The following is a 13,876-nucleotide window of genomic DNA, read 5'->3' as shown; positions in this document are numbered from 1 at the left end:
AGTAATAGAAAAATAAGTAAGTAACAGAGAAAAAAACAATAAAAAACGCGATAACATTTTTATCATCGCGTTTTTTTTGGTTTTATAGTGGGCCTTACTAAGGCAGAGGAAGTGGTTTAAGTTGATTGCTTGCCTGATTCAAATTGATCATCATGAGATCTTGGCTTGCCTTGGTATCTCCCATTGCTTTAAGTAAGCGGCTCAGTTCAGCCAATGCTTCATTTTGAGTATCAAGTGAAAGCGCCTGCTCGTAGTAGTCTCTGGCTTTTCCCCATAGCATCATGGATTGGCTTAAGCGTCCGCAGACAAGGTATAAATTTGCACTGGCAGGCTCTTTTTTTAGCCAATTTTCCGCATTGACCAGCTGTTTTTTAGCGTTGTCTTGCTTGATGTTGCCATATTCATAGATCAGCTCTTCAGACCATTTTTGGTTTAGGCTGCTTCTTATAAAATTTTCTGCTTTGCTGTCATCACCAAAATGAATCAGCGTCTGGGCATACAATTGTCTCATGCGATCATCTTGAGACAAGGTGTCCAATTTATTCCATAGGCTTTCGACTTCTGTCACTAGGTCTTTTTTGTTTTGCCCTAGTTTGTTACGAAATTTAATTTTATCTAACAGTGCCAAAAATGCGTTTCTTTCAAGCTCAAGCATGTTGTCATCATCAAATATGCCGTCTTTCTTCAATGTTGGTGTTAACGCCAGTAAAGCATCCCAATCTTTTAATCTAGTGTAAACAGTGACCAACATTTTTAGGGTTTGTCTGTGTTTTGGCTTGAGTTTCTGAAGGCGAAGTAATGAGGCAAGAGCGCCTTCGTAATGTTCCTGTTTAATCTGCAGCTGACTTTGCGCAAAACCAATGGCGAATTCGGCTTCTGGTGTTGATTTGTGTGCAGAGCGTAACAGTGCTTTCGAGCGTTCGTGTTCATCTTGCTCGCTGGCCGCATAAGCGGCACCAATGTAATTGATTAGTGGGTAAGGGACCTTATCGGCGCTGTTGGTAAGCAGTTTTTCTGCTTTGTTCCAGTTGCCCCCAACCAGCTCTAACATGCCTCTAATGGTATTTCGAGACGCTCTTTTTTGCGCTAAGTTTCCGGTTACTTTTGCCAATGAATTGCTCGGTCTAAGGGCAATGAATAAGATTCGTTTTACCCAGCTAAGCACAAACAAGGCGATGATCATGGCAACAATCAATACCCATAAGCTGGTTTCAACCGTCACGCCGTTATAAGCCAGAAGTACGTAGCCACTGTCTTGGCGCATCAGTAACCCTAATACGCCACCAACGGCCATCATGATGACCAATAAGAAAAGAAGTTTTCTCATGCTTGATCTCCTGGCTCGATTTGCGTTTCTGTTGTGCTTTGTTGATCTGGAGCGGTTGTGTCAGTGTCGTTCTGTTCTATGGTTGTGCTGGTCTTCACGTCGCGGTTGTTCCATTCCTTCATTAAGGCTTTCATGGCCATGAGCGACTCTCTTGGCAATGGAAGGTCTGGAGAGGGATTCAGTTGTTGCAATGCCGTTAAGCTGGCCAAAAAAGACACCACATTTTTTGATTGTGTTTCAAAATGTTCCGTCGTGGCCGTAGCGATGCGAGACAGTGCCTGTTGGTAAATGACTGGCTCTCCTTTTACCAGAGCCACTTGAGCGACGTCTATTTGCAGTTGCAGCCCAGTAATGAGCTGTTGGTATTCTGCTGGTGGTAGTAAGGCTTTGATGGGTTTGTGGTTGTAGTTGATGACGATTAAAGAGCGGATGGAGCGCCAGAAGCTTTCAAGCGCCGTTGTGAAACGATTTGTGCTGGCATCGCTGATCTGCGTTTCAGTATTGGCGTTATTAGCTTGCCATTCTTTTGAGGGTTCTCTTTGTGGCAGGTTGGCGACATCGTTGTAAAGTGCGTTTAATTTAAGATAAGCGCCTTCTAAATCGAATGAACTTATGGATTTTAAGGCTTGGATGTCTTTTGCTAACGCTTTGCGTGTGGCGAAGGCGATTGGGTCTTCTAGCTCGTTTAGTATGTCATCGGCATTCACAAGCAGTGTGACCGCTCCATTATTGTCTGATTCAAGCAGTAATCTTTGGTTGGCCAGACGAATTAAATACTCAGCTTCCGCAAGTTTCCAGTCTTCTTTTGTGGTGTTATTCAATCTGTTTAATTTGGACTCCAGCGACTGAATTTTTTCAGTTTGTCGTGTCTGCTGTGTCGTTATATGTTCTTTTTGCGTTTGGATGGATTGCTCCGCACTTTGAACTTGTGCGATTAGTTGCTTGAGTTGGTCTTTATTCGATACGTCGGAGTCGAGCTTTTTATTAAGCGCTGCCTGCTGAATCGTTAATGCGGCTATGTCTTTTTCTGCGGTGTTTTGTGTTGACTGAAAATACAACCAGCCACTGGTCGCCAAGGCGATTGCTGAAATACCAATAGACAGGGCGGCGACGATGGGAGTGCCTGACTTAGTATCCTGATTGTTTTGAGGGGGAACAGGAGACGTCTCTTTAGCGTCGTTTAGGTTGAGCTCTTGCTTGTTGTTCTCAGTCATTCTGTTTTCCTGTGTGAAATTCCGTCGCTTTGATCAAGCTGTTATCGTCTGCACCTTGTGCGCACGATGCATTTATCCAACCCATTTCTATCGCTTGCTGATTCACTCTGATACTGGGTGTCAGTATAGGGAGTGTTTTCCACTCTGGTGTATGTAATGTCACGTATTCTGAAAGATTGCTTAAGCTTTCGCCACTGGTGACCCATATTAAATTGATATCGGGCAGCATAAAGAAAGTTTGAGCGTGGTAGTGTGGTTTTTTCTTTCATAGAGAGAAAGATAACTGACTTTCGCGCCTCTTTCTTCTAATTTGAGACCCAGTTCAGGGCGACCACCCAGTCCACGTACAATCAGAATTTTCTGATTGGTCATTTTGGCTGGCTTCAACCAGTCAAGTAACGCTTCAGTGGTATGGCCTGGGTTAGAGAGTGCAGGAACGCCTTCTTCTCGCAGTGTGTTGGTCGTGCCTTCGCCAATGCCAATCCAATGAACGCCAATAGGCAGCATTGGCCAGCAGGCATCGAGCCATTCACAAGCGATTCTCGCGGCATTTTTGCTCACAAAAATGACGTAGTCAAAGGTGTCGATATCGAAAACTTGTGACCGTATTAGTGCTTGCTGATCCGCATTATCTAAAGGCGCAATGTCCAGCATAGGCAGTGATACGGCAGTCCAGCCATGAGCGCGAACGCGCTCACAGGTCAGAGTGTTTTCAGGTTCCGGTCGAGTAATCAGAATACGGCAGTCTTGCACTACTATTACGCCTTTTCCTATTTATATAAGGCGTCAAGAATGACGTCTGCGCCACGAGCGAGTAAGTCGTCAGCCAATTGCACACCAAGCGATTTTGCATCGTCTTTGTGGCCACGAATTTCGCCTTCAATCATGGTTTTTCCATCTGGGCTACCAACGAGGCCTCTTAACCAAATAGAATCGCCAGTTAATATCGCAAAGCAAGCAATGGGGGCTTGGCAGCCACCGTTTAGTCTTTCATTCACAGCGCGCTCGGCAATAACGCGAATGGCGGTTTCTTCATGCTGTAACGGCGCTAATAAATTGATGGTTTGTACATCATCAGAGCGACACTCGATGCCCATGGCACCTTGTCCACCCGCAGGTAAACTGGTTTCTGCTGGAATGCGCTGCTTGATTCTGTCTTGCATTTCTAGTCGGACTAGCCCGGCTGTGGCCAAAATAATTGCGTCGTATTCGCCATCGTCCATTTTACGCAGACGTGTGTTTACATTGCCTCTAAGGTCTTTAATGACGAGGTCTGGGCGTTGCATTTTTAATTGGCATGAGCGACGTAAGCTGGATGTACCGACAACGGCGCCACTTGGTAAGTCATTCAGTGCGTTAACTTGGTTTGAAACGAAAGCGTCACTGGGGTCTTCTCGTTCACAAATGACCGCTAGGCCTAAGCCTTCTGGAAAAGCCATAGGGACGTCTTTCATAGAATGAACGGCGATGTCTGCTCGACCATCCATTAGAGCGCTTTCCAACTCTTTTACAAACAGACCTTTGCCGCCAATTTTCGACAGTGGTGAATCTAAAATTTGATCGCCTTTTGTGGTCATGCCAAGCAGTTCTACCGTCATCTCTGGGTAAAGGCTTTCGAGTTTTGCTTTGACGTTGTTTGCTTGCCAAAGGGCAAGTTGGCTTTCTCGGGTTGCGATCACAATTTTATCTTTCACTGCGTCTCCTAGTGAGTTTGGTGGGATAAATGTCTCTAAAATATCGGCATTATGATACTCGCTATGACGACACTCGTCATCTTTCAATACTTTATAAGTCGGGGCGCTTAATGTACTCTTGGCAGCTGTTTGAATTTGTGTGGGAACCAACCGAATGACTGATACTAATAAAACCACGAACCAGCAATGGGGTGGTCGTTTTTCTGAGCCTGTCGATGCGTTTGTTGCGCGTTTTACCGCGTCTGTTGAATTTGATCAACGTATGGCAAAGCAGGATATTCAAGGGTCCATTGCGCACGGCAAAATGTTGGCCAGCGTAGGGGTTTTGACGGCAGAAGAACGAGATCAGATTATTCAGGGTCTGACCGAAATTGAAGATGAAATTGCTCGTGGCGAATTTGCTTGGTCGATCGAGTTGGAAGATGTTCATATGAACATTGAGGCTCGTTTAACGCAAAAAATTGGTATCACGGGTAAGAAGCTGCACACTGGCCGTTCTCGTAATGACCAAGTTGCAACAGACATTCGTTTGTACATGCGCGATGAAGTGGATTTCTTGCTAGAAGAAGTGACTCGCCTGCAGCAAGGTATTTTGAGCTTGGCTGAAAAAGAAGCCAATACCATTATGCCTGGCTTTACGCATTTGCAAACCGCTCAGCCCGTTACATTTGGCCATCATTTAATGGCGTGGTATGAAATGGCGCAACGTGATTATGAGCGTTTAGTGGATTGCCGTAAGCGTATTAATATTTTGCCATTGGGTGCGGCAGCACTTGCTGGAACAACGTATCCGATTGATCGTCATATGACAGCAGAATTGCTGGGGTTTGAGCGTCCGACTTACAACTCTTTGGATTCCGTCAGTGACCGAGATTTTGCCATCGAATTCACGGCAACAGCGTCTATTATTATGATGCATTTGTCTCGTTGGGCGGAAGAAATGGTGATGTGGGTGTCTGCTCAGTTTAACTTTATTTATCTACCTGACCGTTTCTGCACTGGTTCTTCTATTATGCCGCAGAAGAAAAATCCTGATGTGCCAGAATTGGTTCGAGGTAAAACCGGCCGTGTTTACGGACATTTGATGGGCTTGTTAACTTTGATGAAATCTCAGTGTCTGGCGTACAACAAAGACAATCAAGAAGACAAAGAGCCATTGTTTGATACAGTAGACACGCTAAAAGGTTCGTTGCGTGCTTTTGCCGATATGATCCCAGCGATCGAATCTCGTAAAGAGCATATGTACGAAGCCGCTCGCCGAGGCTTTTCTACTGCGACCGATTTGGCGGATTATTTGGTTCGTTATGGTGTCGCTTTCCGTGATGCTCACGAAGTGGTTGGTAAAGCGGTGGGTTATGGCGTGAAAGAAGGCAAAGACTTGTCTGAAATGACGTTAGAGGAACTGCAGTCTTTCGGTAGCATGATCGAAGCGGATGTTTTTGATGTTTTGACACTTGAAGGTTCTGTCGCTGCTCGTGACCATATTGGTGGCACAGCACCTGCTCAAGTTTTACAGGCGGTAGAGCGTGCAAAAGCGGAGCTTCTAAAACGATAGTTCGTTTGCTTCGTGAGTGCTATTTGCGTTGAAGAGTGGCTGCCTTAGGGTGGCCATTTTATTTTGTGGGCTGGTTTAGGTTGAATGGTGAATCCGGACCTAGTAATTCATTCGTAAGCACGCTGGGTGAAATGTTTAGCTCGAAGTGGAATAAATCGGATTTCACTCCGCAACCATCGAATACAATAGCCCATCCTTCATTACTGCCCTCTGGTGGAAGTCGCCAACAGACTCCTTTTATATTCACATAGCGTGTTCCGTCTGCGTCTTTTGTGATGGGATAATCCACCTCTTTTGTTAGGCCTTTAAGATATTCTTTTTGGGCTTCTTTGGATGCCGAGATTTTGTTTCGTAACTCTTCTGAAAAGACACCCACTAAAGCGGTGTCTTTTGTGTCAGCTGAAAGCGAAATGTTAGATAAGTCCAGTAAGGCTGGCTTGGAAGAGTCTATTGTTGAGGGCGTCAAGCTTGAGGTTGTTTCATCAGGGGTAATGTTGTCATTTACAATGTCTACTTCGTTAATAGGCCCTATGTCTCGGATAGAGGATACGTCTTGGGTATTCGGTGCGGGTTGGGTGCTTTCAATGTCGGGCGTTAAAAAACTGGGCGCGTCTTGATCGTTGGCGGTATCGTACTGTGTCGTCTCGGTTATCGCTTTGGGTGTTTCAGGCGTTGAGCCTTCAGGTTGGGTTGGCAGTAGTAGCATCTCAAACTGTGATGCTGGTGTATCAATGTCAAACCACTGTTGGACCTGCATCAGGTTCAGTATCAGTATATGTATCGATATTGCGCACAACAGTGCTGTCGCCCATGGCGCCACTCGGTGTTTTATGGATGGTTTTGTGTCTTGATCTGGTTGGTTGACGATAGTAGAGCCCATTTTGTATCAGTGAATGTCTTGTCTCAGATTAATATACCAAATTTAAACACAGAGATATTTGCCCATTAAGTAAAGAATTTTAAGAAAAGAATATCTGTGTAATTGGTCTGCTGGGGTTGGGAAACGAACTGGCTGCAAGGTATACTGTCTGAATCAAAAATAGAAGAGATAAGACGATGGTGAAGTGGATTTCAGTGTGTGTTTTGGCTGTTTTTTTGGCCGCTTGTGGAAATAAAGGGGCGCTTTATTTGCCAACAGACACAGCTGATATGCCGCAACAAGAATCGTCTTTATAGCTGAGGATCCCCTTTTGGACTTTTTTAATTATTCTAATCAAGCACTGCATGCTGAAAATGTGGCGTTGTCTGATATTGCTAATCAATATGGTACACCATGTTACGTTTATTCAAGAGCAACACTGGAACGTCATTATAAGGCCTATGCCGATGCGTTTGCGTCACACCCAACACTTATCTGCTATGCAGTAAAAGCGTGTTCGAATATTGCTATTTTGAACGTTTTGGCTCGTTTGGGATCAGGCTTTGATATTGTCTCCATCGGTGAGCTAGAGCGGGTCTTGAAAGCGGGTGGCGATCCATCAAAAGTGATGTTTTCCGGGTTAGGCAAGCAGGCGGTGGAAATGCGCAGAGCGTTGGAAGTGGGCATCCACTGTTTCAACGTGGAATCTGAAGCAGAACTGTACCGCTTAAATGAGGTGGCTGGGGAAATGGGTAAGACTGCTCCTGTGTCTTTGCGTGTTAACCCTGATGTGGATGCAAAAACCCATCCTTACATTTCCACAGGTTTGAAAGAAAATAAATTTGGAATCGATATCAAGGACGCGGTTCGAATTTATAAAATTGCGCACTCACTGCCACATTTAAATGTCATGGGCGTGGACTGTCATATCGGTTCCCAATTAACTGAACTTAAACCCTTTTTGGACACATTTGACCGCCTAATTGGCTTGGTGGATCAGCTGTCAGCAGAAGGTATTCAGATTAAACACCTTGATTTGGGTGGTGGTTTGGGGGTTCGCTATCGTGACGAAGTACCACCTGAGCCTGCTGAATATGCCAAGCTCTTATTGGATAAAGTAAAAGGTATGGATTTCGAATTGGCGTTCGAACCCGGGCGCTCTATTGCGGCTAATGCTGGTGTATTAGTGACTCAAGTTGAGTTTTTGAAATGCAATCCACATAAAAACTTCGCCATTATTGATGGCGCAATGAATGATCTTATTCGCCCTTCTTTGTACGGCGCTTGGATGAACATTGTTCCTGTGTCTTTGTTGCCGACGCCAGAAGGTAAACGCAACTATGATCTTGTTGGTCCTATTTGTGAGACAGGTGACTTTTTAGGTAAAGATCGAGAGTTGGACATTCAGGCTGGTGATTTGTTGGCTGTTCGTTCGGCTGGGGCTTATGGCTTTACTATGTCATCGAATTACAATAGCCGTAATCGCGCCGCCGAGGTGATGGTGGACGGTGACAAAACGTATTTGATCCGTGCTCGTGAAACGATTGAACATCAGTTAGCTGGTGAGCAAATTTTGCCAGACTGAGGAGTTCATCGTGTTATTAAAATTTACCAAAATGCATGGTTTAGGAAATGATTTTGTTGTAGTGGATGCGGTGTCTCGTAAGGTGTTTTTTAATAAGCAGCAGATCGAGAGACTGAGTGATCGTAACTGGGGGATCGGTTTTGATCAACTTTTGGTGGTTGAGCCGCCCACTGATCCTGACATGGACTTTCGATACCGCATTTATAATTCGGATGGCAGTGAAGTTGAGCATTGCGGAAACGGTGCTCGTTGTTTTGCTAAGTTTGTTTTAGACCGTGAGTTAACGAATAAACGCATTATCAATGTAGAAACAAAACGTGGCTCGATTCAATTGCGCGTACTGGACGCAGGCTTGGTGACAGTAGACATGGGATCGCCGAGTTTTGAGCCGCAAGATTTGCCATTTACGGCCGATCCTTGTAATGGGCTTTATAGTATTATGGCTGGTGATACAGAGTATTTTATGACACCTGTGTCCGTTGGTAATCCTCATGCTGTGATCAAAGTGGATCAGCTTCTTGATGAGGAAGTCACTAGAGTGGGGGCTTTGATTGAGTGTCATGAACGTTTTCCTAGAAAGGTGAATGTGGGTTTTATGCAGGTTATTAGCCCTGATGAAATCAACTTGCGCGTTTATGAGCGTGGGGTAGGTGAAACACAAGCTTGTGGCACTGGAGCCTGCGCCGCTGTCGTTGCGGGCATTAAGCAAGGGTGGTTATCTCCTAAAGTAACCGCTCATTTGCGTGGTGGTGATCTGCACATTGAATGGCAAGGTGAGGGGACTCCCATTTTAATGACGGGTCCTGCTGAGAAAGTATTCGAAGGTCAAATTTACCTATAGAGGAATTATGAGCGAAGAAGAAGTTATTCAATACTTGTCAAATACGCCGGACTTTTTTGTTCGGAATACTGATTTGTTGGAGAGTCTTAATCTTCCTCATCCAGTTAATGGAAAGGTGACGTCGTTACTGGAATATCAAGTGCATTTATTGCGTAAAACGACAGCTGAGTATCGAGCTGAATTTGATCGTCTAATAAAAGTGGCTCGTGAAAACGAATCGACCATGCAGAAAAGTCGTCGCTTGGTATTAGCGGGGCTGACTTGCCGTTCTTTGGATGACTTGGCTGTTATTATCGATGACATGGTGAGAGACGACTTTGAAGTATCCCATCATGCATTGGTATTGTTTGGTGATTTTCCTGACAGCGCTGTGAGAAGTCATAAGCTGGTGGAAGACGATGTCTTTTTATCTCACTCTGCAGGCTTTATCAATTGTTTCTGTGGCATGTTGCCAACCAATGAAATGAACTTTCTTTTCCCTGATGACGCTTCGTCAATTCACTCTGTTGCCGTTTTACCGCTTCTTTCACGAGAAGGAGGAGAGGTGAGAAAGTGCGGCGTGCTTGTGCTGGGAGCCGAGAGTAAGTCAGCGTTTGATAAAGAAAAGGGAGCTTTGTTTCTTCAATACATTGCAGACCTATTAAGTGCGATTGTGTTGAGGTTATTGCCATGACCGTTTTGATTACCTTCGATTTAGATAATACCCTGTGGGATGTTTCACCTGTTATTACTCGGGCTGAATACGCCATGGCGGCTTGGTTTGAGGTGCGTTTTCCTGGCTTTTCCTCTGCCTATTCTTTGTCAGTACAAGACGAACTAAAGAAAAAAGTGCTCTCGGTAACACCAGAACTTGCTCCTAATCTCACACAGCTCCGCCTTGCTGTTTATAAATTGGCGCTAAAACAATTTGGGCTTCCATCCGAAGAAGCTGAGTCTGTTGCAGCGGCTGCGCTGGCTCATTTTTGTGAGTGGCGCCAAAAAGTGGATCTGTACCCGCATGCCATTGATGTGTTGGAGGCGTTAAGCCAAGAGTACTCGTTAGCGGTCATTACGAATGGTAATGCCGATGTTTTTCATCCTTATGTTGGGCTTGGACAGTATTTTGATTTTGCAGTTCGGGCTGATCAAGTTGGTATCGCTAAGCCTGCTGTTGATGTGTTTTCAATAGCAGCAAAAAAAGCGGGCGTAGATTTATCTGAGCTTGTTCATGTGGGAGATCACCCTGTGGATGATGTCTTTGGCGCATCTAACGCAGGCGCGAAAAGTATTTGGTTTAATCGCCATGGGGCGCAACACTGGGGAGACGAGTGGGGTGCTCGGTCTCATGCTGAGGTGCATTCGTTGCTAGAATTACCGACAGTGATTCGTTCTTTATTAAGATAGTTTTTTCTATTATCTTAATTTGTTTGAACGCATTTTTACCCAAATCATTTAGTGATACACTAGCCACATTCATTGGTTAAACATAGATTTTGAGGACTTATAAATGAGTGAGAATACAATCCAGATTACAGATGCTCAATTTGCAGAAGACGTATTGAATTCAGATATCCCAGTACTTGTGGATTTTTGGGCGCCTTGGTGTGGTCCATGTAAAATGATTGCACCAGTTTTGGAAGACGTTGCAGCTGAATACGCTGGTAAAATCAAAGTGGTTAAGCTGAACGTGGATGAAAACCAAGAAACAGCGCCTAAATATAACGTTCGTGGCATTCCTACATTGCTAATCGTTAAAGGTGGTGAAGTGGTTGCAACTAAAGTGGGTGCAGTTTCTAAATCTCAATTGATTGATTTTGTGAACGGCGCAATCTAACTTAGTGTTGAGTTTCATAAAAAAAAGCAGCCAACAGGCTGCTTTTTTTATGCCTGTTTGATGGTTCACTCCTTAAGTGAGGCCAGCTTTTGTGCAAATGAAGGCGAGTGTGAGTTGGCTAAAGTGGCAACCACTTTCTTGGCATAAGGTAAAAATTCTTTTAAATCATTTTTTGGCATAGGATCGTCATTGGGCAATTTGACTGTAACTGGATTTTTATGTGTGCCGTTTATTCTGAATTCATAATGTAAGTGTGGGCCAGTCGCCCAGCCCGTTTGGCCGACATAAGCAATGATTTTGCCTTGTTGAACTCGGCTACCTCGTTTTATACCTCTTGCAAAACCTTTCAAATGGGCATAAAGGGTTTGGTAACCTCTACCGTGGTCAATGATGACGACATTACCATAACCGTTTTGTTTACCAGCAAAAGATACTTTTCCATCACCAGCTGCTTTGACTGGAGTGCCGCTCGCCGCCGCGTAGTCTACACCTCGATGTGGTCTGCTTGTTTTGAAAATAGGATGGAGTCTGTTTGGATTGAATTTGGACGAAATTCTTGTGAAATCGACAGGGGTGCGTATAAATGCTTTTCGCATCGCTAAGCCATCGGGTGTGTAGTAGTTGGCTCCTTTATCCGTTTTATACCTAATGGCTTGATACGTTCTGCCATTGTTGATGAACTGTGCAGCAATGATGTTGCCATTTGCTATTTTTTCACCATCAAGAAATTTTTCTTCGTATAGCACGCTAAGGCTATCCCCTTTGCGGATATCTAATGCAAAGTCGATGTCCCAGCCAAAAATATTCGCTAATTCGATAAGTAGTGGTTGGTCTATTCCAGCACGAAGCCCATCAACAAATAATGAGTTGTTAATTTCGGCTTCTTTATAAGTTTGTGAAATGTCAGGGGTTCTTGAAGCTTCACTTCTTTTATACTCGTCTTCGTTGCGTTCAAAGGTGACGCTGTCTAGTCTGTTTAAAGTCAGTGTTAATTCTGATAATTCACCCGAAGCCTCATTGGTTGTAAATTGAATGGTTTGCCCCGGTCTCATCTGGACTAGTGTTTTTTGCTTTTTATCTGCTTGTGACACCTTGTAAATATCTTGGGCTGAGATCCCCGCATTGGATAGTATTTTTGATAGTGAATCCCCAGGCTTTACTTCAACGGACTGCTTTTTGAATGTTGGTGCGCTGGTTTTTTTGACTAAGGCTTCGGGCGCTGGAATATCATAGCTATTACTAGCAATGCTTGTGTTCTGTGTTGTGTTGACTAAAGGTTGTGTGGTGTTTGGGCTAAGACTTTGTAGGTCGTGCAGCATAAGTTTCGACTGATCGACTATCTCAAAACTGGCGTCAATGGAGATCAGTTCGTTCCCATCGGTTTCTTCTTCTGGAATGGCTATAAGTACTATGGCCAGAAGTGCACTTACAGCGGCAATCAACAGTAAATGCTTTGTTGGTAATAACTTTATCAAAATATGTACCCGAAAAATCTTTATAAAAGCCTTATAATCCTACCAATATTACTTTTATAATTGAATGCTTAAGTACGATAAACTAACTAGGATATGGATCAAAATAATGACTGTAAGCAGTAAAGACCTGTTGAATGACTTGCAAGCTCGTGGACTTGTCGCCCAAATGACGGCGGAAGAAGAGCTAAAAAAACATCTAGATGGTGAGAGTCGTACGCTTTATTGTGGTTTTGATCCAACGGCAGACAGCTTGCACCTAGGTCATCTTGTTCCTCTTTTGGTGTTGAAACGTTTTCAGGACGCAGGCCATAACCCTATTGCTCTTGTTGGTGGTGCAACAGGGTTAATTGGTGACCCAAGCTTTAAAGCTGCAGAGCGGCAACTAAATACATCGGATGTAGTGGCGGGTTGGGCTGAAAAAATTCGTGGTCAAGTAAGTCAATTTGTTAAATTTGATAACGTTTCTAACCCAGCGCGAGTTGTAAACAACTTGGACTGGGCAGGAGAAATGAGTGTTCTGGACTTCTTGCGCGATATTGGCAAACACTTCTCAGTCAATGCAATGATTAATAAAGAGTCTGTACAGCAGCGCCTGAATAGAGAAGGGGCTGGAATCTCTTTTACGGAGTTTTCTTATGCTTTGTTGCAGGGGATGGACTTTGCTGAATTAAATCGCGCTTACGATTGTACTCTACAGATTGGTGGCAGTGATCAATGGGGGAATATCGTTGGAGGTATTGATCTTTCTCGTCGACAAAATCAAGCACAGACCTTTGGTTTAACTGTGCCATTGGTTACTAAGTCTGACGGTACGAAATTTGGCAAGACGGAATCTGGAGCGGTATGGCTAGATCCTGCTAAAACGAGTCAATATGCCTTTTACCAGTTTTGGATGAATACGGCTGACGCTGATGTGTATAAGTTTTTGAAGTTCTTCACTTTCTTAAGTCTTGAAGAAATTGATGCTATTGAAAAAGCAGATCAGGAAAGTGGTGTTAAACCGCAAGCGCAATCCATTCTTGCTCGTGAAGCAACTAAGTTGGTTCATGGTGAGGAAGGTTTACAGGCCGCAGAGCGGATTACTAATGCATTATTCAGTGGTGAAGCAGATAAACTGAGTGAACAGGATTTAGAGCAGATTCAGCTTGATGGTTTGCCGAGTAGCTCTTTGTCAGGTATGAATCTTGTCGAGACGCCATTGACTACTTTGATGGCTGATGCAGGCTTGGCGGCAAGCGGTAAGCAAGTCAAAGATGCACTGCAACGCAGCTCTGTATTTGTTAATGGTGTTGCGAAAGGCCTGGATGACAATATGGCGGCAGCCGACATTTTCACTGCTGAGAATGGCTACTTCGGTAAATACTTCCTAGTCAAGCTAGGTAAGAAGAAGCATCACTTATTTGTTTTGTAGAGCATGATGCTAACTGACTGGCTCAATGAGATATGCAAAAAAGACACTTCGGTGTCTTTTTTTGTTTTTTGCTCTTTTTCCATCAATTTGAAAAATAATGAA

General features: G+C 44.1%; 15 protein-coding genes. 8 read left to right on the top strand and 7 right to left on the bottom strand.

The annotated features are described in order from the left end of the window. Window positions 1-97: 97 nt before the first annotated feature. Genes N5P32_RS10245 through hemC form a run of 5 tightly spaced genes read right to left on the bottom strand, consistent with a single transcriptional unit; the run spans window position 98 to window position 4,235 of the window. Window positions 98-1,327 carry a heme biosynthesis HemY N-terminal domain-containing protein gene (locus N5P32_RS10245; RefSeq protein ID WP_265728986.1) on the bottom strand — a complete coding sequence of 410 codons (1,230 nt, stop codon included), beginning with the start codon at window positions 1,325-1,327 and terminating at the stop codon, window positions 98-100. Beyond that, complete coding sequence (locus N5P32_RS10240; protein WP_265728985.1) at window positions 1,324-2,541, bottom strand: uroporphyrinogen-III C-methyltransferase; 1,218 nt, start codon at window positions 2,539-2,541, stop codon at window positions 1,324-1,326. Before N5P32_RS10240 ends, N5P32_RS10245 begins: the two co-directional genes overlap by 4 nt. Further along, window positions 2,534-2,704, bottom strand: coding sequence for a hypothetical protein (locus tag N5P32_RS10235; RefSeq protein ID WP_265728984.1), 171 nt, complete (start codon window positions 2,702-2,704; stop codon window positions 2,534-2,536). The genes N5P32_RS10240 and N5P32_RS10235 overlap by 8 nt, the downstream gene beginning before the upstream one ends. Window positions 2,705-2,748: 44 nt before the next feature. Then, window positions 2,749-3,294: a uroporphyrinogen-III synthase gene (locus N5P32_RS10230; protein ID WP_265728983.1), complete on the bottom strand. Its 546-nt coding sequence runs from the start codon at window positions 3,292-3,294 to the stop codon at window positions 2,749-2,751. Window positions 3,295-3,311: 17 nt separating this feature from the next. Beyond that, entirely contained in the window at window positions 3,312-4,235 is a 924-nt protein-coding gene (gene hemC, locus N5P32_RS10225) for a hydroxymethylbilane synthase (protein ID WP_265728982.1), read from the bottom strand. Between the two features lie 154 nt (window positions 4,236-4,389). Between hemC and argH the strand changes: the two genes are divergently transcribed. Next, a complete protein-coding gene (gene argH, locus N5P32_RS10220) occupies window positions 4,390-5,790 on the top strand; it encodes an argininosuccinate lyase (protein WP_265728981.1) in 1,401 nt (466 codons plus the stop codon). A 58-nt stretch (window positions 5,791-5,848) separates the two neighbouring features. On the opposite strand, the gene N5P32_RS10215 is transcribed toward argH, so the two are convergent. After that, the gene (locus N5P32_RS10215; protein ID WP_265728980.1) at window positions 5,849-6,670 is read right to left on the bottom strand and encodes a hypothetical protein; all 822 of its coding nucleotides are present in this window, start codon (window positions 6,668-6,670) and stop codon (window positions 5,849-5,851) included. Window positions 6,671-6,846: 176 nt separating this feature from the next. Here N5P32_RS10215 and lptM point away from each other — a divergent pair, with 176 nt between their 5' ends. From lptM to trxA, 6 genes are all read left to right on the top strand, one after another. After that, complete coding sequence (gene lptM, locus N5P32_RS18235) at window positions 6,847-6,966, top strand: LPS translocon maturation chaperone LptM (protein WP_338265453.1); 120 nt, start codon at window positions 6,847-6,849, stop codon at window positions 6,964-6,966. A 14-nt stretch (window positions 6,967-6,980) separates the two neighbouring features. Beyond that, window positions 6,981-8,234 (top strand): diaminopimelate decarboxylase, encoded by a 1,254-nt coding sequence (gene lysA, locus N5P32_RS10210; RefSeq protein WP_265728979.1) that lies wholly within the window; start codon window positions 6,981-6,983, stop codon window positions 8,232-8,234. Window positions 8,235-8,244: 10 nt separating this feature from the next. After that, a complete protein-coding gene (dapF, locus tag N5P32_RS10205; RefSeq protein WP_265728978.1) occupies window positions 8,245-9,075 on the top strand; it encodes a diaminopimelate epimerase in 831 nt (276 codons plus the stop codon). A 7-nt stretch (window positions 9,076-9,082) separates the two neighbouring features. Then, on the top strand, window positions 9,083-9,748 hold the full coding sequence (locus tag N5P32_RS10200) for a DUF484 family protein (protein ID WP_265728977.1): 666 nt from the start codon (window positions 9,083-9,085) through the stop codon (window positions 9,746-9,748). Then, entirely contained in the window at window positions 9,745-10,458 is a 714-nt protein-coding gene (locus tag N5P32_RS10195) for an HAD family hydrolase (RefSeq protein ID WP_265728976.1), read from the top strand. Before N5P32_RS10200 ends, N5P32_RS10195 begins: the two co-directional genes overlap by 4 nt. Window positions 10,459-10,561: 103 nt before the next feature. Then, on the top strand, window positions 10,562-10,888 hold the full coding sequence (gene trxA, locus N5P32_RS10190; protein WP_265728975.1) for a thioredoxin TrxA: 327 nt from the start codon (window positions 10,562-10,564) through the stop codon (window positions 10,886-10,888). 65 nt (window positions 10,889-10,953) lie between these two features. On the opposite strand, the gene N5P32_RS10185 is transcribed toward trxA, so the two are convergent. After that, a complete protein-coding gene (locus N5P32_RS10185) occupies window positions 10,954-12,363 on the bottom strand; it encodes a peptidoglycan DD-metalloendopeptidase family protein (protein WP_265728974.1) in 1,410 nt (469 codons plus the stop codon). A 106-nt stretch (window positions 12,364-12,469) separates the two neighbouring features. Here N5P32_RS10185 and tyrS point away from each other — a divergent pair, with 106 nt between their 5' ends. Continuing rightward, window positions 12,470-13,774: a tyrosine--tRNA ligase gene (tyrS, locus tag N5P32_RS10180; RefSeq protein ID WP_265728973.1), complete on the top strand. Its 1,305-nt coding sequence runs from the start codon at window positions 12,470-12,472 to the stop codon at window positions 13,772-13,774. Window positions 13,775-13,876: the final 102 nt, after the last annotated feature.

Source organism: Marinomonas pontica (assembly GCF_026191375.1).
Classification (GTDB): domain Bacteria; phylum Pseudomonadota; class Gammaproteobacteria; order Pseudomonadales; family Marinomonadaceae; genus Marinomonas; species Marinomonas pontica.
This window is presented reverse-complemented; position numbering and strand designations above follow the sequence as displayed.